The organism is Streptomyces albipurpureus, from assembly GCF_023701525.1.
Lineage (GTDB): Bacteria > Actinomycetota > Actinomycetes > Streptomycetales > Streptomycetaceae > Streptomyces > Streptomyces albipurpureus.
Window position 1 is genome coordinate 13,997 of record NZ_JAMQAW010000032.1, and the last position, 24,589, is coordinate 38,585.

The 24,589-nt window shown below is 67.8% G+C and carries 27 protein-coding genes; 18 read left to right on the top strand and 9 right to left on the bottom strand.

Going from position 1 to position 24,589, the window contains the following annotated elements:
- Positions 1-34: 34 nt before the first annotated feature.
- The 8 genes from NBG84_RS25460 (at position 35) to NBG84_RS25495 (ending at position 7,656) form a co-directional block, all read left to right on the top strand.
- Entirely contained in the window at positions 35-715 is a 681-nt protein-coding gene (locus NBG84_RS25460; RefSeq protein WP_250921928.1) for a DUF4232 domain-containing protein, read from the top strand.
- A 654-nt stretch (positions 716-1,369) separates the two neighbouring features.
- Complete coding sequence (locus tag NBG84_RS25465) at positions 1,370-2,197, top strand: HipA family kinase (RefSeq protein WP_250921929.1); 828 nt, start codon at positions 1,370-1,372, stop codon at positions 2,195-2,197.
- Positions 2,194-2,586 carry a DUF3037 domain-containing protein gene (locus NBG84_RS25470; RefSeq protein WP_250921930.1) on the top strand — a complete coding sequence of 131 codons (393 nt, stop codon included), beginning with the start codon at positions 2,194-2,196 and terminating at the stop codon, positions 2,584-2,586. The genes NBG84_RS25465 and NBG84_RS25470 overlap by 4 nt, the downstream gene beginning before the upstream one ends.
- Positions 2,587-2,803: 217 nt before the next feature.
- Entirely contained in the window at positions 2,804-3,565 is a 762-nt protein-coding gene (gene fabG, locus NBG84_RS25475) for a 3-oxoacyl-ACP reductase FabG (RefSeq protein WP_250921931.1), read from the top strand.
- Positions 3,566-3,581: 16 nt separating this feature from the next.
- Positions 3,582-4,361 carry an SDR family oxidoreductase gene (locus NBG84_RS25480; protein ID WP_250921932.1) on the top strand — a complete coding sequence of 260 codons (780 nt, stop codon included), beginning with the start codon at positions 3,582-3,584 and terminating at the stop codon, positions 4,359-4,361.
- A 120-nt stretch (positions 4,362-4,481) separates the two neighbouring features.
- A complete protein-coding gene (locus NBG84_RS25485) occupies positions 4,482-6,062 on the top strand; it encodes an ABC transporter substrate-binding protein (RefSeq protein WP_250921933.1) in 1,581 nt (526 codons plus the stop codon).
- Between the two features lie 212 nt (positions 6,063-6,274).
- Positions 6,275-6,958: a uracil-DNA glycosylase gene (locus tag NBG84_RS25490; protein ID WP_250921934.1), complete on the top strand. Its 684-nt coding sequence runs from the start codon at positions 6,275-6,277 to the stop codon at positions 6,956-6,958.
- A gap of 227 nt (positions 6,959-7,185) precedes the next feature.
- Positions 7,186-7,656, top strand: coding sequence for a hypothetical protein (locus tag NBG84_RS25495; protein WP_250921935.1), 471 nt, complete (start codon positions 7,186-7,188; stop codon positions 7,654-7,656).
- Between the two features lie 327 nt (positions 7,657-7,983).
- On the opposite strand, the gene NBG84_RS25500 is transcribed toward NBG84_RS25495, so the two are convergent.
- Together NBG84_RS25500 and NBG84_RS25505 are read right to left on the bottom strand one after the other, a co-directional pair.
- Entirely contained in the window at positions 7,984-8,457 is a 474-nt protein-coding gene (locus tag NBG84_RS25500; protein ID WP_250921936.1) for a hypothetical protein, read from the bottom strand.
- A gap of 191 nt (positions 8,458-8,648) precedes the next feature.
- Positions 8,649-9,245 carry a TetR/AcrR family transcriptional regulator gene (locus NBG84_RS25505; RefSeq protein WP_250921937.1) on the bottom strand — a complete coding sequence of 199 codons (597 nt, stop codon included), beginning with the start codon at positions 9,243-9,245 and terminating at the stop codon, positions 8,649-8,651.
- 77 nt (positions 9,246-9,322) lie between these two features.
- Here NBG84_RS25505 and NBG84_RS25510 point away from each other — a divergent pair, with 77 nt between their 5' ends.
- The 3 genes from NBG84_RS25510 (at position 9,323) to NBG84_RS25520 (ending at position 11,976) form a co-directional block, all read left to right on the top strand.
- Positions 9,323-10,549, top strand: a complete 1,227-nt coding sequence (locus NBG84_RS25510; RefSeq protein WP_250921938.1) for an FAD-dependent monooxygenase — start codon at positions 9,323-9,325, stop codon at positions 10,547-10,549.
- Positions 10,550-10,674: 125 nt separating this feature from the next.
- A complete protein-coding gene (locus NBG84_RS25515; RefSeq protein WP_250921939.1) occupies positions 10,675-11,580 on the top strand; it encodes a Gfo/Idh/MocA family protein in 906 nt (301 codons plus the stop codon).
- Between the two features lie 249 nt (positions 11,581-11,829).
- Positions 11,830-11,976, top strand: a complete 147-nt coding sequence (locus NBG84_RS25520; RefSeq protein WP_250921940.1) for a hypothetical protein — start codon at positions 11,830-11,832, stop codon at positions 11,974-11,976.
- Positions 11,977-12,142: 166 nt separating this feature from the next.
- Here the strand turns inward: NBG84_RS25520 and NBG84_RS25525 are convergent, their stop codons facing one another.
- The 5 genes from NBG84_RS25525 to NBG84_RS25545 form a co-directional block, all read right to left on the bottom strand.
- On the bottom strand, positions 12,143-12,601 hold the full coding sequence (locus NBG84_RS25525; protein WP_250921941.1) for a nuclear transport factor 2 family protein: 459 nt from the start codon (positions 12,599-12,601) through the stop codon (positions 12,143-12,145).
- A 97-nt stretch (positions 12,602-12,698) separates the two neighbouring features.
- On the bottom strand, positions 12,699-13,865 hold the full coding sequence (locus tag NBG84_RS25530; RefSeq protein ID WP_250921942.1) for a methyltransferase: 1,167 nt from the start codon (positions 13,863-13,865) through the stop codon (positions 12,699-12,701).
- 195 nt (positions 13,866-14,060) lie between these two features.
- Positions 14,061-14,234, bottom strand: coding sequence for a hypothetical protein (locus NBG84_RS25535; RefSeq protein WP_250921943.1), 174 nt, complete (start codon positions 14,232-14,234; stop codon positions 14,061-14,063).
- A 52-nt stretch (positions 14,235-14,286) separates the two neighbouring features.
- Positions 14,287-15,174, bottom strand: coding sequence for an undecaprenyl-diphosphatase UppP (uppP, locus tag NBG84_RS25540; RefSeq protein WP_250921944.1), 888 nt, complete (start codon positions 15,172-15,174; stop codon positions 14,287-14,289).
- 210 nt (positions 15,175-15,384) lie between these two features.
- Positions 15,385-16,089: a TVP38/TMEM64 family protein gene (locus NBG84_RS25545; RefSeq protein WP_250921945.1), complete on the bottom strand. Its 705-nt coding sequence runs from the start codon at positions 16,087-16,089 to the stop codon at positions 15,385-15,387.
- A gap of 49 nt (positions 16,090-16,138) precedes the next feature.
- On the opposite strand from NBG84_RS25545, the gene NBG84_RS25550 reads away from it, so the two are divergent.
- The 4 genes from NBG84_RS25550 to NBG84_RS25565 all read left to right on the top strand — a co-directional run bounded on the left by NBG84_RS25550 (position 16,139) and on the right by NBG84_RS25565 (position 19,335).
- Positions 16,139-16,852, top strand: a complete 714-nt coding sequence (locus NBG84_RS25550; protein ID WP_250921946.1) for a DNA alkylation repair protein — start codon at positions 16,139-16,141, stop codon at positions 16,850-16,852.
- 90 nt (positions 16,853-16,942) lie between these two features.
- Positions 16,943-17,095 (top strand): hypothetical protein, encoded by a 153-nt coding sequence (locus NBG84_RS25555; protein WP_250921947.1) that lies wholly within the window; start codon positions 16,943-16,945, stop codon positions 17,093-17,095.
- Between the two features lie 100 nt (positions 17,096-17,195).
- The gene (tuf, locus tag NBG84_RS25560; protein WP_250921948.1) at positions 17,196-18,374 is read left to right on the top strand and encodes an elongation factor Tu; all 1,179 of its coding nucleotides are present in this window, start codon (positions 17,196-17,198) and stop codon (positions 18,372-18,374) included.
- A 115-nt stretch (positions 18,375-18,489) separates the two neighbouring features.
- Complete coding sequence (locus NBG84_RS25565) at positions 18,490-19,335, top strand: spermidine synthase (protein ID WP_250921949.1); 846 nt, start codon at positions 18,490-18,492, stop codon at positions 19,333-19,335.
- On the opposite strand, the gene NBG84_RS25570 is transcribed toward NBG84_RS25565, so the two are convergent.
- Together NBG84_RS25570 and NBG84_RS25575 are read right to left on the bottom strand one after the other, a co-directional pair.
- Positions 19,297-20,625, bottom strand: a complete 1,329-nt coding sequence (locus NBG84_RS25570) for an MFS transporter (protein ID WP_250921950.1) — start codon at positions 20,623-20,625, stop codon at positions 19,297-19,299. The two genes, NBG84_RS25565 and NBG84_RS25570, sit on opposite strands and share 39 nt — an antisense overlap.
- A 47-nt stretch (positions 20,626-20,672) precedes the next feature.
- Entirely contained in the window at positions 20,673-21,692 is a 1,020-nt protein-coding gene (locus tag NBG84_RS25575; protein WP_250921951.1) for a DUF8017 domain-containing protein, read from the bottom strand.
- A 92-nt stretch (positions 21,693-21,784) separates the two neighbouring features.
- Between NBG84_RS25575 and NBG84_RS25580 the strand changes: the two genes are divergently transcribed.
- From NBG84_RS25580 to NBG84_RS25590, 3 genes are all read left to right on the top strand, one after another.
- Complete coding sequence (locus tag NBG84_RS25580) at positions 21,785-22,237, top strand: DUF4442 domain-containing protein (RefSeq protein ID WP_250921952.1); 453 nt, start codon at positions 21,785-21,787, stop codon at positions 22,235-22,237.
- 68 nt (positions 22,238-22,305) lie between these two features.
- Positions 22,306-22,839: a gamma carbonic anhydrase family protein gene (locus NBG84_RS25585; RefSeq protein ID WP_250921953.1), complete on the top strand. Its 534-nt coding sequence runs from the start codon at positions 22,306-22,308 to the stop codon at positions 22,837-22,839.
- 458 nt (positions 22,840-23,297) lie between these two features.
- Complete coding sequence (locus NBG84_RS25590) at positions 23,298-24,524, top strand: cytochrome P450 (RefSeq protein WP_250921954.1); 1,227 nt, start codon at positions 23,298-23,300, stop codon at positions 24,522-24,524.
- The last annotated feature ends 65 nt before the right edge of the window (positions 24,525-24,589 follow it).

Sequence of the window (24,589 nt, forward strand, 5' to 3'; positions counted from 1 at the left end):
TCGGCCTCAACCACTCATTACTCAGGGGGATCTCATGTCTGGCATCCGTCGCAAGGCCATCCTCGTCTCCGCGGCCGTCGTGGGCGGCGCCATGCTGATGACCGGGTGCCAGGGCTCGGCCACGGCCACGGACACCGGTGCCGCGCGGGGTTCCTCGTCGGCGACCCCGGCCGGCGATCCGGCCACCGCGTCGGGCTCGCCGACCGCGGGCAGCGGCCAGGGAGCCGACACGGGGTCCGACGTGAAGGACAAAGGGTCCGGCCAGGACGGGACCGGTTCCGGCGTTGACACCGGCAATGGCGAGCGGGAGCCCGTCGGGCAGAGCTGTGGCGCCAATGACATCTCCTGGAGCACCAAGTCCGAGACCCAGGCCGGCGGGTACATCCTGATCATCGCGAAGGCGAAGCCGGGGATCACCTGTGCCCTGCCTGCCGCGCTTCCCACCGTGGCGTTCGGTTCCGACGGTACCCAGGCAGGTCCCGCGGAGCAGGCCGTGGGCAAGCAGATCACGCTCAGGGGGAGTGTCACCGCCTACGCCGGGGTGAACCCGAAGAGCACCGGCGGGGACGGTGGCAAGGAACTCGAACACATCATCGTCGGTGTCGGTGACGACGACCCCAACCCGGTCTCCCTACGGGTCGGGACCATCACCGTGCAGGACCCGAAGGTCACCAACTGGCACATCTCCCCGACGGACGCCGTTCCCTTCAACTGAAGTGAAGTGAAGTGAAGTGAACGGAACTGAAATGAACTGAACGCGGTGCGTGGGCGGCGAGAGCTCCAGATCTCGGCCGCCCACGCTGCCACGACCTCGACCCGGCGCCACAAGGCTGCGAGGCTCAACACCGCCCGATCAGAGCCCGGCCGTCAAAACCCTCGACGACCAGACGTGGAGAGCTCGCCGTGGTGGGTGCCCTTCTCCGCGATCATCCTGCCGGTGAGGCACTCCACCACCGTGCCGTATCGCGGGCGGCGTCCAGATTGACGCCCGGAGACCGCTCCCGCTCGTAGCACCGGTGCGGAGGAGGATCTCCTTGCCGCTGGGGGCCACGCCGGTGACTGGCCGCGTGGTCAAACCCCGTGGTGGGCGGTGCGGTCAGCCGGCGGCAGGTGCGCCTGCGGTGACCCTGGCGCGGTGGCTCGGACACTCCTGGCCGACCATCACCCTCAGTTGTTACGCACACTTCGTACCAGAGGCCGAAGCCAAGGGGCGTACCGGCATCGACCGAACTGCCCGGGCGGTGCGATGACGGCCCGCTGGGTGAAACTTCCCGAATTCTCCCCAGAGCTGAGCAGTGAATTCTTTGGGCTGTACGGCGCCGGCCTGTTCCATGGTTTTGCAGGAAGTGAACCCGTATAGCCTGGGGAAATGCTGACCGAAGTCACAGCGACCCGCTATGTCACGCCCCTGCGTGAGGGCGGCTCGCTCCCGGGCATCGTCGAGGCCGACGATCTCGGTACGTACGTCATGAAGTTCACCGGCGCCGGCCAGGGCCGCAAGACGCTTGTCGCCGAGGTCATCTGCGGACAACTCGGTCGTGCCCTGGGGCTGCGGGTGCCCGATCTCGTCTCGATACAGCTTGATCCGGTGATTGGGCTCGGCGAGCCGGATCAGGAGGTTCAGGAACTGCTGAAGGCGAGTGGCGGACTCAATCTCGGTATGGACTTCCTTCCGGGGGCACTGGGCTTTGACCCGCTGGCCTATGAAGTGGACCCGATCGAGGCCGGTCAGGTCATCTGGTTCGACGCCCTCATCAACAATGTCGACCGCTCCTGGCGCAACCCCAACATGTTGGTGTGGCACGGTGAGCTCTGGCTCATCGACCATGGCGCCACCATGATCTGGCACCACAACTGGCCGGGGGCGGGAGGCTGGGCCGAGAAGCCGTATGACGCGTCCGACCACGCGCTGGCCCGCTTCTCGCCCGAGGTCGAGACCGCTGCCGCCGCACTCGCCCCGCTCGTCACCGAGGACCTCATCACCGCCGCCGCGGCCGATGTGCCCGATGAATGGCTGGTGGACGAGCCGGGATTCGACAGCACTGACGAGCTTCGCCGGGCCTATGTGGAGGCACTGCTGCCGCGGGCGGCAACGGTCCATGAACGGATCATCCTGGGCGAGCCTTCCCGGCCCCGGGTCTCCCAGGCTCCCGGCTGGCTGACCGGTCGCCATGAGCAGAAGGGGGCGCGGGCATGAGCGGGCGCGCCGGCCGAGAGGTGTTTGAGTACGCGCTGCTACGGGTGGTGCCACGAGTCGAGCGGGGTGAGTGCTTCAACGCCGGAGTGGTGGTCTATTGCCGGGCACGGACCTTCGTCGCCGCCCGTACCCATCTCGATGAGACCAAGCTGAAGGCGCTTGATCCCGCCGCCGACGTACAGGGCGTGCGGGCCGCGTTGCGGGCCGTCGAGTACGTCTGCTGCGGCGGTGACGAAGCCGGGCAGGCGGCACGTGATGATGCCGGTCGGCGCTTTCGCTGGCTGATCGCACCACGCTCGACCGTCGTCCAGCCCGGCCCCGTACACACCGGACTGACGGCTGACCCCGAGGCTGAGCTGGAGCGGTTGCTCGCCCTCCTGGTGCGGTGATGTTCCCACCGGCGCGCCAGGAGGGCCGTTGACACCGGGTGCCGGTGCTTCTAGCGTCACGTTCTGCCGTAGGTGCTAAGCGGTCGCTCATGTGTGTGGAGTAGGGCAGACGACGGATGAGCGGCCGTCAGGCACGCGGGTCATCGCGCGCTCTCGGTACGACCGGTGCTGTAACCGCTGGAGTGTCGGGGCGCAACCAAGGGCGAGGAGAACCAGCATGTCCACCACCGAGCAGCGGGTAGCCGTTGTCACCGGGGCGGCTCGGGGCATTGGCGCCGCCACCGCCGTACGACTCGCGGCGGACGGCCGTGCCGTCGCCGTACTCGATCTGGAAGAAGCGGCCGGCAACGAGACGGTGGAGACGATCAGGGCTGCGGGTGGCCGCGCCCTCGCCGTCGGCTGCGATGTCTCCGACAGCGGTCAGGTCGACACCGCCGTGGCCCGGATCGCCGCCGAGTTGGGTCCGCCGACGATCCTGGTGAACAACGCCGGGGTGCTGCGCGACAACCTGCTCTTCAAGATGACCGAGTCCGACTGGGACACCGTGGTGAGCGTGCACCTCAAGGGTGCCTTCCTGATGGCCAAGGCATGCCAGAAGCACATGGTGGACGCCGGTTTCGGTCGTATCGTCTCGCTCTCGTCCTCCTCCGCCCTGGGCAATCGGGGCCAAGCCAACTACTCCGCCGTGAAGGCCGGGCTTCAGGGCTTCACCAAGACCCTCGCCAAGGAGCTCGGCAAATTCGGGATCACCGCGAACGCCGTCGCCCCCGGCTTCATCGTCACCGAGATGACGGCGGCGACCGCGGCCAGGGTCGGCATGGGCTTTGAGGAGTTCCAGGCCGCGGCCGCCACCCAGATCCCGGTTCAGCGGGTGGGCCGGCCCGAAGATGTCGCGGGTGCCATCGCCTACTTCGCCTCGGACACGGCGGGATTTGTTTCGGGCCAGGTGCTGTACGTGGCCGGCGGACCGCTCGACTGAACGCGGGAGACCGGACATGAATGCTCAGCCATCGGCACAGCAGCAACCGCCCGCCAGCGGTCGGACCGCACTCATCACCGGGGGAAGCCGCGGTATCGGGTACGGGATCGCGGAGGCCTTCATCGCCCGCGGTGACCGGGTCTGCATCACCGGCCGCAACGCGGACGCCCTTCAGGAGGCAGTGCACCGGCTGGGCCCCGACCGGGCCATCGGGGTCGCGGGCAAGGCCCATGACGAGGAGCACCAGGCGAATGCCGTGGAACTGGTGATGGAGGCCTTCGGCCGTATCGACTTCCTGGTGAACAACGCCGGTACGAACCCTGTGTACGGCCCCCTCGCGGAACTCGATCTCCAGGTGGCGCGCAAGGTGTACGAGACAAATGTGATCTCTGCGCTCGGCTTCGCCCAGCAGACCTACCGGGCGTGGCAGAAGGAGAACGGCGGCGCGATCGTGAACATCGCCTCCGTTGCCGGACTCGGTCCTTCACCTTTCATCGGCGCGTACGGTATGAGCAAGGCGGCCATGGTCAATCTGACCGTTCAGCTGGCGCACGAGTTCGCACCCCGGGTGCGGGTCAACGCGATTGCGCCTGCCGTCGTCAAGACCGCATTCGCGCGGGCACTTTATGAGGGTCGCGAGGAGGAGGTGGCCGCGGGCTACCCGTTGGGACGGCTCGGTGTTCCGGAGGACATCGGTGGCGCGGCCGCCTTTCTCACTTCGGAGCAATCCGACTGGGTCACGGGACAGACATTGGTGGTTGACGGAGGTATCTTCCTCAAAGCAGGACTGCATTGAGCAAACTGCGCCTTTTGTTACGCGTTGAGTCAAGTGCCCTGTCGCCGCGCCCCCGGGTCGAACCGGCAGGGCCCTGCGGTATATGGTCGGCCGACCCACGGCCGAACGAGGAGCGTGCACGTGTTCTACCGGACCTGTCTGCAGTCCACTGCAGCCCTAGCGTCCATATCCCTGCTCGCGGGGTGCGGCCTGTTCGCCGGTGACGAAGGCGGCGATGATCAGAAGATCACGGTGGGCACGACGAGTGAGCCCACCACCCTCGATCCCGCCGCCGCCTGGGACGGTTCGTGGGAGTTGTATAGGAATGTCTATCAAACCTTGTTGAGTTTCCCCACTGGTAGCACTATGCCGCAACCCGATGCGGCACAGCGTTGTGAGTTCACCGACACGGCGAGCAAGAAGTACGAATGCACGTTGAAGCCGGGGCTGTTGTTCTCCAACGGGGAGAAGCTCAACGCGCAGGCGGTCAAGCACTCCATCACCCGTGTCCAACGCATCGCTTCCAAGGACGGCCCCAGCGGGTTGTTGAGCTCCCTGGGCAGTGTGGAGATCGACGGCGAGCTCAAGGTCAAGTTCTTCCTCAAGACCTCTGACGCCACCTTCCCCTTCATCCTCGCCACTCCGGCGACCTCTCTGGTAGCCCCCTTGAAGTACCCGATCGACAAACTGCGCTCCGACGGCGGGGTGACCGGTTCCGGGCCGTACAAGCTCACTTCGTACACCAAGAACCTCAAGGCCGAGTTGGTCAAGAACGGTAGCTACCGGGGCTACGCCAAGATGAAGAACAGCGCCATCACCATCCGCTATTACCGGGACTCCGAGATCATGGTGGGGGCGCTGAAGCGGAAGAAGATCGATGCCACCTTCCGCGGGCTCACCGCGAAGGACGTGGAGGCCTTCCAGAAGAAGCTGCCGCAGGACTCCGGCCTGCAGGTCATTGAGACGGTCGGCGCCGATATCCGCTATCTCGTCTTCAATCCGAAGGACCCGGTGGCGCGCAAGCTCTCCGTCCGTAAGGCGGTCGCGCAGATCATCGACCGCGGTGCCTTGATCGAAAAGGTCTACCAGTCCACTGCCGAGCCGCTGTACTCGATGATTCCGCGAGGCATCGCCGGTCACACCACCAAGTTCTTCGACATCTACGGCGAACCGAGCGTAGCCAAGGCGAAGAAGCTCCTGAGGGACGACGGCATCACCAAGAAGGTCAACCTGACCCTGTGGTACAGCACCGACCGCTACGGCTCGGTCACCGGTCAGGAGTTCGCCGAGATCAAGGCGCAGCTGGAGGCCTCGGGCCTGTTCAAGGTCACGATAGACGGTGAACCGGAGGCGGAGTTCCGGAAGGGGTACCAGGCTCAGAAGTACCCGGTCTTCGGGCGCGGCTGGTTCCCGGACTTCCCGGACCCGGACAACTTCATCTTCCCGTTCGTGGGCGAGAGCAACGTTCTGTTCACGCCGTACGTCAACTCGAAGATCACCGGTGAACTGCTGACCTCCTCGCGGAAGGAGACCAACCGTGGTGCGGTGAGCAAGCAGTTCGAGGAGGCCCAGGAGATCATTGCTCAGGACGCCCGGTTGCTACCGCTGTGGCAAGGCAAGATCTACATCGCCGCCAGCAGGGAGATCGGCGGCGGCGAGCGCGCCCTCGACCCGCAGGCGATCATGCAGATGTGGGAGCTGTACCGCAAGGCGAGTTGGTAGGACAGGGTGAGGCTCCGCTCGCGGGGTGGTGGCCGGGGGGTTTGCCGTGCCGCTGAGCGGACGGGAAGCTGAATCAGGGGCCCGGCGGATGACCGCCGGGCCCCTGGTCGTGTACCCGGGGGCCGTGGCGATTTCTGGACGGTGGGGCCGTTGTCAGTGGCTCCAGGTAGGTTCTGTGGTCAGTAACTGATCACCTTTCGGAGGTTTTTGACGTGACCGACACCGACATGCTGCCCGAGTCCTGGCGCGGCGTCCTCGGCGAAGAGCTGGCGCAGCCCTATTTCAAGGAGCTGACCGAGTTCGTCGAGGAAGAGCGGGCGAAGGGTCCCGTCTATCCGCCGCGTGAGGAGGTCTTCGCCGCCCTTGACGCCACCCCGTACGACCAGGTCAAGGTCCTCGTCCTCGGCCAGGACCCGTACCACGGCGAAGGGCAGGGACACGGTCTGTGCTTCTCGGTTCGCCCAGGAGTGAAGACACCGCCCTCTCTCCGGAACATCTACAAGGAGATGCAGGCCGAGCTGGGTCTCCCCATCCCGGACAACGGCTATCTGATGCCCTGGGCGGAGCAGGGTGTCCTGTTGCTGAACGCAGTGCTCACCGTTCGGTCCGGCGAGGCCAACTCGCACAAGGGCAAGGGCTGGGAGAGAGTGACCGACGCGGTGATCCGGGCGGTGGCCTCCCGCCCGGACCCGGCCGTCTTCGTGCTCTGGGGGAACTACGCCCAGAAGAAGCTGCCTCTCATCGACGAGACCCGGCATGTGGTGGTGAAGGGGGCCCACCCCTCGCCGCTGTCGGCGAAGAAGTTCTTTGGCTCGCAGCCGTTCACCCAGATCAACGAGGCGGTGGCCGCTCAGGGGCATGACCCGATCGACTGGCGCATTCCGGATCTGGCCTGACAACAACCGTTGGCTGGGGAGCGCCTGAGGACGGGTGGACTCGGGCACCCGGCTGACGGGGCGGGGCCGAGTGCCGAGCCTCTGCCGGTTTGTCCAATGCGCCGGTTAGCGTCGACAGCGTGTGTTCACGATCGCCGCGAGAACGGAACGGTTCTCGCGGCATCCGTGGACATGCGCTTCTTTTGCGTTGTGTCCTTGTCGTCATACGGATGTGGGAGGCCGCAGTGATGGAGCAGCAGGAGGCGGCGGACGACGCTGTTCTGACCCGGATCGGGCAGGCGGTCATGCTGCTCCACGGCGGCGACCGGGAAGAGGCGCGAAACCGGTTCGGTGCGCTCTGGTCCGAGATCGGCGAGCGGGGGGAGGCGCTTCACCGCTGCACCCTCGCGCACTACATGGCCGACACCCAGGACGATCCCGGCGATGAGTTGGCCTGGGACCTGCGGGCTCTGGCCGCGGCGGAGGGGCTGGGCGACGAGCGGTCCGAAGGGCAGCGGTCGGCCCTCGCGCTCCAGGTGTTCTCCCCTTCGCTCCATCTCAGCCTTGCCGTGGACTATCTGAAGCTTCAGCACCCTCAGGCGGCGAGGTTGCATCTGGACCGTGCGCGAGAACTGGTCAAGGCGTTGGCCGATGACGGCTACGGCCGTCGAATGCGCACCGCGGTGGAACAGCTGGAGCGGACTCTGCCGGCGGGGTGACGCAGGGGGAGCACCGGGGAGCGCCCAGGGCTGGAGCGCGGTTGGCCCGGTGCAGGGCCGGCGTCCGGTGGCGGCTCGCCCGCATCGATGTCCCGGTGTTGGGCGCCTGGCCCAACACCAACCGAGCGGTCCTTGCGTGAGCTGAGCCGTTCCCGGAGGGAGACCGACCTCGGAAGTCGCCCGGCCGCGCACGGTGCGTACCTCCGGGCGTTGTGGTGGATGCGGGTCATCGGGATGCGATCTGGCCACTGCACTGGTTGGGGGGCTGGGCTGCGATGCCGATGCCCCGGCCACCGTCCGCGGTGGGGTCGGCCAGGCCGGTGCGGCTCACGGGGTACGAGCGCCATGTCCGCCGTACAGCTCACGGCAGAGCCGTGCCGAGGGACTGGACGGATCCCAGCCGCCGTACTTCTCGCTCAGTGCGCAGACGTTCGGTAGGGCGGGCGACAGCGTCGCCGGCGGGCGTGGTGGACGTGGCGGGCGGGGCGAGGAGGGCCTGGCAACGCTGGGCCGCCGGGGTGCCGGGTATCCGGCGCGGGGGTTGGACGCTTCGGACCGTGTGGGCCGGGTCCGTTGCGGCGGGGTGGGCGCGGGCGTGACGACGGGTTCGACCGGCGCCTGCTCCAGGGCCTCTCGGGCCGGTCCCTGCACGATCTGCGGCGTGACCACCGAGGTATGGCGGCCGGTGACCGGCACGGGCTCCGGGAGGGGGCGGGGCGATACGGTCACACAGCCGCAGACCATGATCCCGGATGCGGTCCAGGCCACCATGGCCAGCAGGGTCTTGGCTGATGTGGTCATATGGGCAACTCTGCTGGGCGTGCGGTCCGTCCACCCCGGTATGCACGCGCATTGGCCCGCATGGGTGACGCCGGTCAGCCGCCCGCCGCAGTGCTGTGTGGCGCTGGGGAGTCCCGTTGCCGGTGTGGTGGCCGCCGCGATCGTGGAGGGGTGCGTCCACTGATCGGTCGGCCGCCGTGCGGCGGGGCGGCTCAGCGGTGGTCCAACATTCCGTGCAGCAGTTCCAGCAGGCCGGCCCGGAGCGTATCGAGGCTGAGGGGGCTGGAGTGGTCAGCCCCTGCCGCGTAGGTGAACATCAGCCCCTCCGACCAGGCGATCAGGGACACGGTGTGCCTCTCCGGTTCCGTCGAACCGGCCGCCGCCATGATCGCCTGGAGGGGACGGCGAAAGCTGCTGCCCGCCGTGTCGTACACCGTGCGCAACTCGGGTCTGCGGGTTGACTCCAAGGCCAGTTCATAGCGCGCCACCAGGAGGGCGCGGTGTTGGGTCAGCGAGCGGTGCACGGCGAGAGCCATGGCGTCAGCCAGTGCCGCCAGGCCCCCGCTGGGTGCGGGCATCTCATCGATGCCCAGTACCGACGCCTCGCGGTGCATCAGCCGTTTGATCACGGCCTCCAGCAGTGTCTGCCGGGTGCGAAAGAGGTTGGACGTCGAGCCCTGGGGGAGTTGGGCCGCTTGATCCACGGCGCGGTGGGTGAGCCCGCGCATCCCGTGTTCGGCCAGTACCTCCAACGCGGCATCCGAGATGAGGTCGGACCGGGAGCGGGGCGACGTGGTGCGTTCTGCCATGGGGATAACCTACCGCTTCCACTACGGCTGTAGTATGTTGCCGTTACTACAGTTGTAGTTCCCGTGGAGGACGCATCATGCCCGTGCCTGCTCGCCCCTCAGCACCCCGCGCCCTTGTCATCGGCAGTGGCATCGGCGGACTCACCGCAGCCGTCGCGTTGAACCAGGGCGGCTGGGAGACCACCGTCCTGGAGCGCGCCGAGACCCTGGAGCCCGTGGGCGCGGGCATCGGCCTCGCCCCCAACGGTCAGCGCGCCCTCGATGTCATCGGTCTCGGCGACGACATCCGCGAGTTGGCCGCCTGGCAGGGCGGCGGCGGCATCCGAAACCCGCGCGGCCGGTGGCTCAGCAGAGTGGACAGCTCGGCGTTCGCCGACCGTTTCGGTGGACCGCTCGTCCTCGTACACCGCTCCACCCTGATCGACCGCATCGCATCCCGGCTGCCCGCCGGTGCCGTGCGCACCGGGACCGCCGCGCATCTGATCGACCCCGGCGTCCCCGGCGGGCGCCCGGCCCGGGTCGGCGTCGAGGGCGGGGAGCTCACGGCGGACTTGGTCATCGCCGCCGACGGCATCCACTCGGCCGCCCGTCGCGCACTCTTCCCGGCCCACCCCGGGCCTGTCTACGCGGGCTTCACCGCATGGCGGGTGGTGGTCCCCGCCGCCGAGCACCCATTCGAACCGCATGAGACCTGGGGCCCGGGAATGCTCTGGGGCACCCAGCCGCTCAAGGACGGCCGGATCTATGCCTACGCGGCAGCCCTGACGCCGCCCGGCGGGCGGGCCGACGACGAGAAGGCCGAACTGCTGCGCCGCTTTGGCGACTGGCATGACCCGGTGCCAGCCATCATCGATACCGCAACCACTGACCAGGTGCTACGCAATGATGTGCACCACCTCAAAAGCCCGCTCCCCGTCTTCCACAAGGGCCGCGCGGTTCTCCTCGGCGATGCCGCTCACGCCATGACCCCCATGCTCGGTCAAGGCGGCAACCAGGCCATCGAGGACGCCGTCGTCCTCGCTCACCACACCGCGCCGGATCAGGATCTCGGTGCCGCTCTCGCGGCCTACAGCGCCGAACGGCAGCCGCGCACCGCGGCCATCGTCCGCAAGTCCGCCCAGGTCGCCCGGTTGTTGTCGCTCTCCAACGCCCCGGCCCTGACCGTGCGCGAGACGTTGATGACCCTGGCCGCGGGGCTGGGGTCGCGCGCCGCGGTGCGCGCCTTCGACGGCATCGCAGATTGGCATCCGCCCCAGCGCACGTATGCTGACCAGGCATCGGATGGACGCTCGGCGCACCGGTAGACCGCCCTTCTTCGAACCAAGGCACTCGGATGTAGCACGATGGTGCGCCCCGGGTGGTTCTGGAGCTGTCGGTAGGACGAGCCCGACGGGCTGAGCATCAGCGGACGGGCCCTAGGGAGGCATCTGTGAGGATCGGCTGTATCGGCCTTGGAGACATCGCGCAGAAGGCGTATCTGCCGGTGTTCGGCACGTTGCCCGGGGTCGAGCTGCATCTACAGACCCGCACCCCCGCCACCCTTGAACGTACCGGTGACATCTATCGCATCCCGGCCGCACAGCGGCACACCACCCTGGCATCCCTGCTCGACCAGGAACTGGACGCGGCCTTCGTGCACGCCCCGACGGCCGTTCACGCGGAGATCGCCGGTGCCCTGATCGAAGCGGGTGTGCCGACCTTCGTCGACAAGCCCCTCAGCTATGAGCTGGCCGACGCGCGCAGGTTGGTGGAACTCGCCGAGTCGCGCGGTGTCAGCCTCGCCGTCGGTTTCAACCGCCGCTTCGCCCCGTCCTACACCCAGTGTCTTGAACACCCGCGCGAGTTGATCCTGCTGCAGAAGAACCGCATCGGCCTCGCCGAAGAACCGCGCACCTTCGTCATGGACGACTTCATCCATGTGGTGGACACCCTGCGCTTCCTGGCCCCAGGGCCGATCGAGCACACCGATGTACGGGCCCGGATGATCGATGGCCGGCTGCAACATGTCGTCCTGCAACTCTCCGGCGATGGATTCACCGCCATCGGTGCGATGAACCATCGAAGCGGCTCCACGGAGGAGATCCTGGAGATCTCCGGCCATGACACCAAGCGCGAGGTGCGCAACCTGGCCGAGATCGTCGACCACAAGGGCCAGCCCAGTGTTCGTCGCCGGGGCGACTGGGTGCCGGTCGCCCGCCAGCGCGGTATCGAGCAGGTCGCGTTGACCTTCCTCGACGCGGTGCGCGCTGGCAAGTTCGTCAGTGCCCAGGACGCTCTGAAGACTCATGAGCTGTGCGAACTGGTGGTGGTACGGGCGCGGGAACAGGCCGGCTGAGCAGGCGTATCCCCGCTAGGGCACAGGGCACCGCCGGGGTGGCGTGTGCGCCGTGGGCCGGCCAGCCACCAGTGCTCCAGCACGGAGCCCGCGGGGATGGAGCGAGGCGGCTGAATACCGGCCATCCATCAGGCCCGCCAGTAGCCACGGAAGGCAGCGAGCCCTAGGGTCCCGTTGAGCCGCCGAAGTGGTGGCGCCCGCAGTTGCCGCCCGTGGCTGTGAGCAGCCCGCGCCCCAGGGAGTGCGCCCATGCGCGTTCGTCGTCTGTCCCTAGCCCTGATCGCCCTCGTGGCCACCGGCCTTCTGATCGGCGCAGCAGCGCAACTCGCCAAGATGACCCATGGCGGACCGCCGTCCTCCATCAGCGCGATGAACAAGGCCGAACTCGTCGGCTGACCGTGCGTGCCTTGGGGGCCGATGCCCCGGGCGCCGCGCGCATCAGCGACTGTCTTGATCTTCCGAACGTGGTCCGGCCCACTCCGGGCCACGTCCTCAGAACCACTCCACCCGGTGGCCATCAGTGATGCCCGGGCCTGACTGCGGTAGCGCGTGGGGCGCGGGATCAGCCGGTGAAGGGTGCCCCCGTCCCGCGGCGCCACTTCTCCTGGCTCACCACCGAGGTGAACCGCCAGCCTTCACCCGTACGAAGCACTCCGAAGTGGTAGCGGCCGCCGCTGACGTAGTCGTCGCCGGCTTCCGTCCGCATCGGATTCACATAGTCGGCCTGCACTTCGGCTTCGTCGCCCGAGTAGCCCCCGAGATCCTGAAGCCTCAGCCGGCGGTTGACGATGAGGCGCTGCCGTACGGGAAAGACCCGCATTGCCTCCGCCAACCAGTCGGCGACTTCCGCCGCTGAGCCCTCGATACCACCAGAGCTGCGGTAGTCGGCCCGGCCGTCCCGGGTGAAGAGCCCTCGATAGGCGCTCCAGTCCGAGTCGTCCACAGCCACCGCGTAGAGAGTCACCAGCTCGTCGATAGCCAGTCGGTCCATTACCGTCGCGAGATCCACGCGCTGTGTCATCGGCTCAGTTTCGGGCAGGCCGGCCCCAAGTCCAAGAGCTGTGCGAGCAAGTCGCCGAACGACCTTCACATATCGGCCGCCTCGCACGGTCGCTGAGCTAGCGTTTCACCGCTCGCAGCACCACGAACTTGGGATCGCTCGCCATGACCTGGCAGTTCCCGAACAGCCTCTTCAGGCGTACGTGGTAGCCGAGATGCCGATTGCCGACCACCCATAGCTCGCCGCCGGGGCGCAGCACCCGGCGAGCCCCGCCGAACATATGACGGGCCGTGCTGTCCGTCGTGGCCCGGTGGGAATGGAACGGTGGATTGCTCAGTACGAGATCGGCGCTCTCGTTCGGCAGGTCCGACAGTGAGTCGCCCACCATGAACTCCGCCTTGGCGTCGGCCGGGGCGTTCTCCTCGAAGGTGGCCTCGGCCGAGGCCACCGCGGAGTACGACTCGTCGAGGAAGGCCACCGTCGCCTGCGGATTGGCCAATGCCACCGCGGTTCCCACCACACCGTTGCCGCAGCCGAGATCCACCACCCGCTCCGGTCCCTGGCGCTCGGGAAGGTGGCGAAGGAAGAACCGCGTACCGACGTCGAGCCGGTCGGCGCAGAAGATGCCCGCGTGGTTGGTCACGGTCCGGCCCGACACCACGCCCACATCGGCTGGCAGCGCATAGCGCAGGGGCCAGGGGCTGGGGGACGGAGTAAGCGAAGGATCAGGTGTGCAGAAGATCAGCCGTGCTTTCCGCACCGCCAGCGAGGTCTTGGTGGGGCCGATGATCCGCTCGAAGAGCCGCAGCGTGGAGGTGTGGATGTCGCTGACCATCCCCGCGCCGATGACGACGGTTCCGGAGTGCACGCCGGGCGCTAGCCGGTGCAACTGGTCCTCCAGCAGCGCCAGACTCTTGGGCACCCGTACCAGCAGGACATCGATGCGTTCGGGCGGAGTGTCACGGGCGGAGAGCAGGCGTACCGCGTCCGGGTCGATGCCGTTGCGCAGAAGATTGGCGAGCGTGGCCTGCTGGCCCAGGAAGGAGTCGCTGATCTGCACGGGGCCCGCTGGCGTGATCCGCCCGGCCAGGGAGACCGTCAGAGCACCCCAGCGGTCGCCGACCACCACCACGGAGCCGGACAGCTCCTCGGGTGTTTCGTCGCTCTCCTGGAGATGCCGCAGCAGATACTCATCGGCGGCGTCCCAGGCGCGCAGTGGGTCGCGGGGGTCCGCGGGGAAGCGGGCGAGGGAAACATCGCCCCAAGGCGTGATCAGACGGTTCATCGTGCAGCCAGGCTAGCCGAGCCTGGCACCCGCCCGGCACGCAGCGGCCGTCAGCCCCAACGAGGAGCCGGGGTCCGGGGGAGCGCGCGGGCCTGATGAAGCCCGGTCCACGAGGAGCCCAACGCTGGGTCGGGCTCCTCACTCACCGTGCCGTGGTACGGGGTCGCCACGGGCATCGTGCGGGGTGGGGACGGCTCAGGCCGCGTGTTCGACGCGCTCCAGTGCTGCCGCTGCCCACTTCAGTACCAGTGCCTCATATTCCGGACGCCGGGCGTCGGGCAGTTGCCCATCGGCCCACAGCTCGCGAATACGAGCATTGAGTTCGGCGGCGGACAAAGCAGTCTCTGGCTCGCGTGGAAGGGGGGACATGGGAACAGATTAAGGCCTCCGCGGTGGAAGGTCTCCCACGCTGCGGCCGCTTTTAGCCGCCCGACTCGCCCGCATGTGGGCTCAAGACACCCGTCCCCACCAGGATGAACAGGCAAATTCCCAGGATCAGGCGGTAGATCACGAACGGCATGAAGCTTTTTGTAGTGATGAACCTCATGAACCATGCGATCACCGCATAGCCGACGACGAAGGCAATGACTGTCGCAAAAATGGTGGGACCCCAGGAGACATGGCCTTCGCCCGCGTCTTTGAGTTCATACGCACCCGAGGCCAGCACCGCCGGAATGGCGAGGAGGAATGAGTACCGGGCCGCGGCTTCCCGGGTGTATCCCATCAGCAACCCGCCGCTGATCGTGGCGCCTGACCGGGAGACCCCGGGGATCAGGGCCATGGCCTGGCAGCAGCCGTAGATCAGGCCGTCCCTGACGTTGAGCTCCTTCAGGGTTTTCCGCTGCTTGACGGCTCGATGCCGGCCACCCCCGTCATCGTGGGGAGTCTCATCGCGGGCGGCGATGCGATCCGCGATCCCGAGCACGATGCCCATGACGATCAGAGTGGTCGCGATGAGGCGCAGGTCACGGAACGGGCCCTCGATCTGGTCCTTGAGGGTGATTCCGAGCACACCGATCGGAATTGATCCGATGATCACCAGCCAGCCCATTTGAGCATCGTGGTCCGTACGCATTTCCTTGTCCGTCAGTGAGCGGAACCAGGCCGTGACGATTCTGGCGATGTCCTCGCGGAAATAGATCAGGACGGCCGTTTCGGTACCAATCTGGGTGATCGCGGTGAACGCGGCGCCCGGGTCCTGCCAACCGGCGAATGCGGCGGTCAACCGCAAATGCGCGCTGGAGGAGATGGGTAGGAATTCGGTCAGCCCCTGAACAAGTCCAAGGATGAAGGATTCAAACCACGACATGGAAAACTGAGCCACCCAAGAGAATGATCCCGATCATGTGCCGGACGTGGGAAGACTAGCGTTCCAAGGTGAACGATCAGTGACGTGAACAGGAGCGTTTGATGGGATCTCCTGTTTGGGTCGCCATCGGACCGAGTGAGATCAGCCAGCGATCCTCAGCACGGCTTGTGCCCCTGGGGCGGTCCGGTGACCCGGTGCTCCCCGTGTCTGTCACCCGTGCCGCAGGCTGTGGCGTTTGCGCCAGGCGACCGCGCCCGCGACCAGCCCGGTCACCACGATGAAGCCCATCGCGACCAGGAACGCCGGAGAGGTCGGCGACCCCGCCCGACTGCCCGCGACCACATAGGCGGCCGTGTTGGGGATTGAGCCCAGAGCGGTGGCCAGCAGGAAGGGCGTGTAACCCATACGGGAAATGGCCGCGCAGTAATTGGCGGCGGCGAACGGGATACCGGGGAAGAGCCGTATCGCCAGCATCGATCGGAATCCGTGTCTGCTGAGCTGGGAGTCCGCCGTCCGCATCACTCGACCCCGAAGGAGCGGGCGGAGCGCCTCCTGGCCGAGGAGCCGCCCCAACGCGAAGGCGATGCCCGCACCGAGGACCGTCCCCGCGAGCGCCGAAACCAATCCGGCCTGTGATCCGAAGAGTGCGCCCGCCGCCAGATTGAGCAGCGGACGCGGCACGAAGGCCGCCGTGCACGCACCGTAGGCAAGCGCGTACAGCACCACGGCCGCCGCCCCGCCCAGCTGCGCGGGCCACCCGTCCGAGAGCAGTCTCTGCGGCTCGTACAGCAGCACCAGCGCCCCGGCCGAAGCCAACATGAGCACCAGAAGGGACAGCCGTGACCAAGGCGAGAAGAGCACTCGCGCACAGCGGATTGCGAGACCTGAGGAAGGCGCGGGGACGGGCTCGAACATCCGGGGAGACTAACCGACATCGGGATATGATCGCCGTAATGTGTGCCTCATGACGCGTGGCCAACAGACCCCAGCCGTACTCCACAGCACACTGGCCGACACGGTCCTGGAGCGGCTGACCACGGTCTTCCCGACCGGGGCCGAACCCGTTCGGGCAGTCGAAGCCGCCGCCTATATGAAGGGGATCGCCCCCTTCCTCGGCATCCGCACGCCCGATCGCCGAGCCCTGTCCCGTACGGTGCTTGAGGGGCTGCCCCGGCCGGAGGAGAAGGACTGCACGGCCATCGCGGTGCGTTGTTGGCAACTGCCCGAGCGGGAGTACCACTACTTCGCCGCCGACTACCTTCGGCGCTATGCGGGTCGCTGCTCAGCTGACTTCCTCGCCACCGCACGCTGGCTGGTGAGCACCCACTCCTGGTGGGACACCGTCGACGCGCTCGCAGCGCACACCGTTGGGCCCCTGGTGGCCGCGCATCCCGCGCTGACCCGCGACATGGACCGATGGATCGAGGACGACGACCTCTGGGTGGCGCGCACCGCCCTGCTGCATCAACTGCGGTACAAGCAGGCCACCGACAGCGAACGGCTCTTCCGCTACTGCCTGCGGCGCGCCGACCACCCTGACTTCTTCATCCGCAAGGCAATCGGTTGGAGCCTACGGGAGTACGCCAAGACCGATCCGACGGCGGTCAGCGCCTTTGTCGCATCGGCCCGGGACCGACTCTCCCCGCTCTCGGCGCGCGAGGCGCTGAAGAACCTCTGACCGCCACACCCGGGGTGGTGTGCCAGCGCCGAACTCCCCCAGCGGGAAAACCATTCGACGTGCTCGGCCGCCCTCGGCAATGATCGCTGCATGTTCCGGTACGCCTTCCTCGCCGCGCAGTCCGCTCCGGCGGACGCGAAGCCGAAGGCTGCCGACTTCCTCCCGGTGGTCGAAGCCACCGCCGCTGCCGCAGCAGCTGATGCCACGGCCCTCTGCGCCCCGCTCGACGGCGCACGACGCTGACCCTTCCCGGATCGTCCGGCGGACCCCGCAGGGGGAGGGTCGGCAGGCCGATGGGGTCCACTTCACACCACCGCACTGTGCATCCGAGGAAGAACCAGCCATGTCCAAGACGGCGTACGTACGCACCAAGCCGCATCTCAACATCGGCACGATGGGCCATGTCGACCACGGCAAGACCACCCTGACCGCCGCCATCACCAAGGTCCTCAGCGACCGCGGAACCGGCACCTTCGTGCCCTTCGACCGCATCGACAAGGCGCCCGAGGAGGCGCAGCGCGGGATCACCATCAACATCGCGCACGTGGAGTACGAGACCGACACCCGGCACTACGCCCATGTCGACATGCCAGGACACGCGGACTACGTCAAGAACATGGTCACCGGGGCCGCTCAGTTGGACGGCGCGATTCTGGTGGTCTCCGCCCTCGACGGAGTGATGCCCCAGACGGCCGAACACGTCCTGCTCGCCCGTCAGGTGGGTGTGGACCATGTGGTCGTCGCGATCAACAAGGCCGACGCGGGCGACGATGAGCTGACCGACCTGGTCGAGTTGGAGGTCCGCGAGTTGCTCACCGCGCATGGGTACGGCGGTGACGCGGCTCCGGTCGTCCGGGTCTCCGGGCTCAGGGCCCTGGAAGGCGACCCCCGCTGGACCGCCGCCATCGAGGCGCTGCTCGACGCCGTCGACACCTATGTGCCGACGCCGGTCCGCTATACCGACGCGCCGTTCCTGCTGTCGGTGGAGAACGTGCTCACCATCACCGGGCGCGGGACCGTCGTCACCGGGGCCATCGAGCGCGGCACGATCCGGGTCCAGGACCGGGTCGAGCTCCTGGGCGCGGACTCGGGGCCGCGGACCACCGTGGTCACCGGTCTGGAGACCTTCGGCAAGCCGATGGAGTACGCGGAGGCCGGCGACAGCGTGGCGCTACTGCTCCGCGGGCTCCCGCGGGACGGGGTCCGGCGCGGACATGTGGTCGCCGCACCGGGCAGCGTGGTGCCAAGGACCCGCTTCACCGCGCAGGTGTATGTCCTCTCCAGCCGTGAAGGAGGACGTACCACCCCGGTCTCCACCGGGTACCGGCCGCAGTTCTACATCCGTACCGCGGATGTCGTGGGGGACGTTGACCTGGGTGAGCAGGCGGTTGCGCGGCCCGGCGACCAGGTCGCGGTGACGGTCGAGCTCGGCCGCGCCGTTCCCCTGGAGCCAGGGCTCGGCTTCGCGATCCGTGAAGGCGGACGCACGGTCGGCGCCGGCACCATCACCGAGGTGCTCTGAGCGAGCTGCGCAAAACCCCTGGGCGGGCCACGAGAACGCCCGGCCTGGGGGCCCGCATGCCGGTGTGCCCGTCCCCGCGGGCGGCGGGCACACCGGCACGACGCACAATGGAGCGGTGGACGAATCCGTACCCGTGACCCGAACTGTGGACCACGGCACCGCCAAACTGATGCCCGACATCGACCGGGCCCGTGCCTGGCTGCTGACCGTCGACGGCGCCCCCCAGTCATACGTCGACCTGGACGAGCCGGCCCACCTGGAGTTCGAGTACACCCGGCGCTTCGCCCATCTCATCGACAGCATCGCCCCCGAGCGCACCCCGATCGAGGTGCTGCACCTCGGCGGGGGCGCGCTGACCCTGCCCAGGTACACAGCCGCCACCCGGCCCGGTTCCCGCCAGCAGGTCGTCGAATGGGACCGTGGACTGCTCGCCCTGGTGCGGGAGTGTCTGCCCCTACCCGCTGACGCGGGCATCGAGGTACATGCCGCCGATGCCCGGGAGTGGATCGCGGCGGCTCCCACCCACAGCACGGACCTGATCATCGCCGATGTCTTCGGCGGCTCCCGGGTTCCCGGTCACCTCACATCGGTGGAGTACGCGCGGGCTGTCTCCCGTGTGCTGCGGCCCGGTGGCGTCTACGCGGCCAATCTCGCCGACAGCGCGCCCTTCGCCTTCCTCGGCCGCCAGCTCGCCACCTTCGGCACCGTCTTCGACCAACTCGCGGTGATCGCCGAACCCGCGGTGCTGCGTGGACGCCGTTTCGGCAATGTCCTCCTCCTCGCCTCCGAGGCTCCGCTGGACATCGCCGCCCTCGCCCGCCGCACTGCTGCCGACCCCTTTCCCGCCCGTGTCGAGCACGGCAGCGGGCTGGCACGGCTCATCGGGGCCGCGGAGCCCGTCCGGGATCACGATGCCCAGCCATCACCCCAGCCGCCCGACGGGGCCTTCGGTATCGGTTGACTCCCTGATCGGCTCAGCCCCGGCGACATCCCTGGAACGTATGGTCAGATTTCGCACATCGGGCACCAGCAACACCAGAGCCGTCACCAGTACCACCAACACGGAGCACCCCCACAGGGCGTTGCTCCGCCCGAAGACGCTCTCCGCGGGGCCTGCCAGTGCGGTCGCCAGTGGCACCATCGCCACCGAACCGAACCAGTCGTACGAAGAGACCCGCGAGAACTTGTCCTCCGGGATCTCCTGATGGAGCGCCATCATCCAGGCGACACCGAACACCTCGATGGCGATGCCGCTCACGAACATCACCGCCATCAACCCCTCGACCTCCAGGGGCACGGCGAGCGCGGCGGAGGGCGCCGCGAGGGGGAAGACGCACAACGATCCGGCGAGCAGTATCCGTCGCGGCTTCCACCGCATCATCAACACCGCACCGAAGATCGTCCCCACCCCGAACGCGGCGAGCGCCAGGCCCCAGGGCGCTGCTCCGCCCAGTTCATCCCGGGCGACCAAGGGGCCGTACACCCCCTCCGCGGCCGCGACCACCGCCACGACCACCGAGAACTGCGCCACGATGGCCCAGAGCCACGGTCTGGTGCGGACCTCCTGCCAGCCCTCCCGCATATCGGCCAGCAACCCGCCGCCGGGTTCGCGTGGACGTATGTGGCTGACGTCGAGAAAGGCACGGAGGGCACCCGCCAGCGCGAAGGCCGCCGCGTCGACGGCGAGCACCCAGCCGGGGCCGATGGCGGCGATCATGGCGCCGCCGATGGCGGCACCCCCGATGGCCGCGCCGTGCATGGCCATCCGGAAGAAGGCGAAGGCCCTGCTCGCCTGCGATCCGCTGACGCTGGACAGCAGCATGCCCTCGGCCGCCGGATTGAAGAAGGCGTGGCCGGTCCCGCCGAGCGCGGACAGCACCATCATCTGCCACAGCTGGGCTTCGCCCCCGAGTACCAACAGGGCGAAGGCCGCCTGCGATACGCAGTTGAGCGCGTTGGCCGCGACCATCACCCGGTGCCGGGGCAGTCGGTCCGCGATCGCGCCGCCGACCAAGAGGAAGAGTACGAGGGCGATGGTGCGGGCCGCCGCGACCAGGCCCACCTCTCCCGCGTCACCGCCGGTCTCCATCACGGCGAACGCCGCCGCGATCATTGCTCCGTGGCTGCCCAGGTTGGCAATGACCGCGGCGACGGTCAGCAGGGTGTAGTTGCGTCCGGCCCATGCGGGTCTGCGGACACGGCGGGTGTGGGGGGAGGCAGAGGTCACCTGTGGACTATCCCGGTTGCCCATCGCACTGCCAAACGAAATAAAATGGACAGGAGTCCCAAACTCGCCGGTCAGCCGGCCGAAGTGGCCGCCAATCGGACCGTGCTCAGGATCTGTTGGATGGTGGCCTCCGGGATTTCGTCCGGATTGCCCTTGGTGCCGTAGAAGACCCAGGACTTGAAGTCGCCCTTGTCGTCCTTGAAGGAGAAGGCGATCGACTTGCCGTCGGTGTCGCAGCGGGTCCGCTTCTTCACCCCGACCGCGGTGGCCGTCGACACACTGCCGACCAGCCCGGACTTGGTGGTGTACGGCTTGGACTTCTCCACCTTGACCGTGCCCTTGGGCTCCAACTGCGCATAGGCGGCCCACACCCAGTTGCCCGCTTCGTTCAACGCGGCGGTCTGGCTGTCCTTGGCGCCCTTGCCGCCCTTGGTGCCCGCGGTGCCCAGGCTCCAGTCCTCGGCCCTGCCGTCCTTGTCGGAGTCGACGGAGCACCACTTGCTCTTGTAGCGGCCCGGGGCCGACATGACGACCAGGGGTGTGCCATCACCCTTCTTCTTGTCCTCAAAGCCGGTACTGACGCCCGAGCCGACGAGTTCCCAGGTCGGCGGCACATCGAACTGGGTGCCGTGCTTGGGGTTGGTGACGACCTTCCAGCCGGCGATGGTCGGTTTCGCGTCCTCGCCGCCGCGGGGGTTCTCCACCGCGGTGGACGGTGCCGCCGTCGGCTGCGCCGGTGACGCCGGCGGTGCCGATGAGGCAGCAGGCCCGTCCTTGCCCTGCTCGGAACCCTCTCCGTCGTCCCGGAAGACGACCACACCCGTGATCACCGCTGTGGCGACGACGGCCGTCGCGGCAACGATGGCGACGATCGTGGTGCGCTTCTTGTTGTCCTGGCCCCCCTGCGGGGGCTGCGGTCCGCCGGGCGGCTGTCCCGGCACGGCGTACTGCGGCACCGTTGGCTGCTGGTACGGATTGGGCTGCTGATATCCCGGCTGCTGATAGGGATTCGGCTGTTGGTAACCCGGCTGTTGGTACGGGTTCGGCTGTTGCGGGTTCTCGCCCCCGGGCGGCTGCTGTCCTGGCCACATGGCTGGTAACCATAGGCGGGTCGCTCCTCTGCTGCCATACGGGTCCGTCTGGGGATGGCCAATCGCCGCTACTCGTGAGTAACATCGTGGCCATGAGTGCTGACCAGATGTCCGTCGGCGAGATGCTCGCCGCTACCGTTCCCATGGCCAGGACCCTCCGGTTGGAGTTCTTGGAAACCACCCCCGAGCGTGCCGTGGTGCGCCTGCCCGATCAGCCGGACTTCCACAACCATGTGGGCGGTCCGCACGCCGGTGCGATGTTCACCCTCGCGGAATCCGCGAGCGGAGCCATCGTGCTCGCGGCCTTCGGCGGGCAGCTCAGCCGGGCGGTACCGCTCGCGGTCCGGGCCGAGATCGGCTACCGGAAGCTGGCGATGGGGGAGGTCACGGCAACCGCCACCCTGGGCCGCCCGGTCGCCGAGGTGATCGCCGAACTCGACGGGGGCGCGCGCCCGGAGTTTCCGGTGCACATCGCGATCCAGCGCGCGGACGGCGCGGTGAGCGGCGAGATGACCATCGTATGGACCCTGCGCCCCCACTCCTGAGAGCGGGTGAGCCACTGGATAGGCTGCTTGGTGTGCGCCGGCGAGGGGCGCCCTGGAAGGAGATCGCCGTGACGGCTGAGGCATGGATCGCGGGCGTGGGTGGCAAGGCCCCGAACATCGACCCGGCTGCCTTCACCGCACCCACCTCCGTGGTGATCGGCGATGTCACCATGGCGGCTGGGGCCAGCCTCTGGTACCACGCGGTGCTCCGCGCCGACCTGGGTCCGATAGTGATCGGCGCCGACTCCAACATCCAGGACAACTGCTCGGTCCATGTTGATCCAGGGCACCCGGTCACCGTCGGTGAGCGGGTTTCCGTCGGCCACAACGCCGTTCTCCATGGCTGCACCGTCGAGGACGGCGTACTCATCGGGATGGGGGCGACCGTCCTCAACGGCGCGCACATCGGTGCGGGGTCCCTCGTCGCGGCTCAGGCCCTCGTTCCCCAGGGGATGCAGATCCCGCCCGGCTCACTCGTCGCGGGTGTGCCCGCAAGGGTCAGACGCGAGTTGACTGAGGAGGAGCGGGCCGCCATCCAGACCAACGCCGCGGTCTATCTGGATCTGGCGAAGGAGCACCGCGGGGCGACCCGGCTGCACTGAGCGAGCGACCCGACCGCACTGGGTGAACGGGGCGGCGAAACGCCGAAAGCGTCCGCAGCCGTGACGGATCGAGGTCCGAGGCGGGGCCGTCAGAGGCGTGGCGCCAGGTCATTCCGGCGCCGTTGACGCCCTGCCCTGGACGGATCCCACCCTGGGCGAGGCGCCGATCTGGATGTGCCCGCAGTAGGCGCGACTCACCGTCCCGTCAGCCACTCAGCCCAACCGGTGGCTCATTGCTGCGCCTGCGCTCCCCGCGTATCCAGAGCCCCGCCCTTTGCGGGACATACGGACAGTAATCAACTATGACCATGTCCTCTCATAGTCAGACAGTTCATGATCACGCCATGGCCGAAAGGGGCGACCAAATGTATGAGATTCGGCCAAGACCCATCTGTCTCGGCCGATGACTGGTCAATAACCTTGTGTGCGTCGTCCGTTACCGCTGAGAGTGAGCGATCATGGCCACCGCACAGCAGGTCCCCGACATCCTGTCCCCGGAGTTCGCCGAAAACCCCTACCCCGCGTATCGCGTCATGCGGGACCACGCGCCCCTCATCTGGCATGAACCCACCCAGAGCTACCTCATCTCGCGCTATGCGGATGTGGAGCGGGCGTTCAAGGACAAGGAGTCCGCCTACACCACCAAGAACTACGAGTGGCAGATCGAACCCGTGCACGGTCGGACGATCATCCAGCTCAGCGGGCGTGAACACGCCGTACGCAGGGCGCTGGTCGCTCCCGCCTTCCGAGGCCGTGATCTCCAGGAGAAGTTCCTCCCCGTCATCGAGCGCAACGCCCGGGAACTGATAGACGCGATTCGACATCGGGGCGAAGCCGATCTCGTCGACTCCTTCGCGACCCGCTTCCCCGTCAATGTCATCGCCGACATGCTGGGGCTCGACAAGGCGGACCACGCCCGCTTCCACGGGTGGTACACCACCGTCATCGCCTTTCTCGGCAATCTGTCCGGTGATCCCGAGGTCACCGCGGCCGGTGAGCGCACTCGGGTGGAGTTCGCCGAGTACATGGTTCCGATCATTCAAGAGCGCCGGGGGAGCCTCGGAGACGATCTGCTCTCCACGCTCTGCGCGGCCGAGGTCGACGGCGTACAGATGAGTGACGAGGACATCAAGGCGTTCTGCTCACTGCTGCTGGCCGCCGGCGGTGAGACCACGGACAAGGCGATCGCCAGCATCTTCGCCAATCTGCTGACCCACCCCGAGCAATTGGCCGCGGTCCGGGCGGACCGCTCACTGATAGACCGGGCGTTCGCGGAGACCCTGCGCTACACCCCGCCGGTTCATATGATCATGCGGCAGACCTCGGCCGATGTCACCGTCTCCGGTGGCACCATCCCGGCCGGCGCCACGGTGACCTGCCTGATAGGCGCAGCCAACCGGGACAAGGAGCGCTACCGGGACCCGGATCGCTTTGACATCTTCCGCGACGACCTGACCACCACCAGCGCGTTCTCCGCCGCCGCGGACCATCTCGCCTTCGCACTGGGCCGGCACTTCTGTGTGGGTGCCCTGCTCGCCAAGGCAGAGGTGGAGACAGGGGTCAACCAACTCTTGGACGCGATGCCCGACATGCGACTCGCCGATGGCTTCGAGCCTCGGGAACAAGGGGTGTTCACCCGCGGGCCTGCCGCACTGCCGGTGCGGTTCACCCCCGTGGCGGGCTGACCGTACATCGCTGGTCCGCCCCGTCCTGCGCCATGACGGGGGTGGGCCGGGCCGCGAGTGCCGGT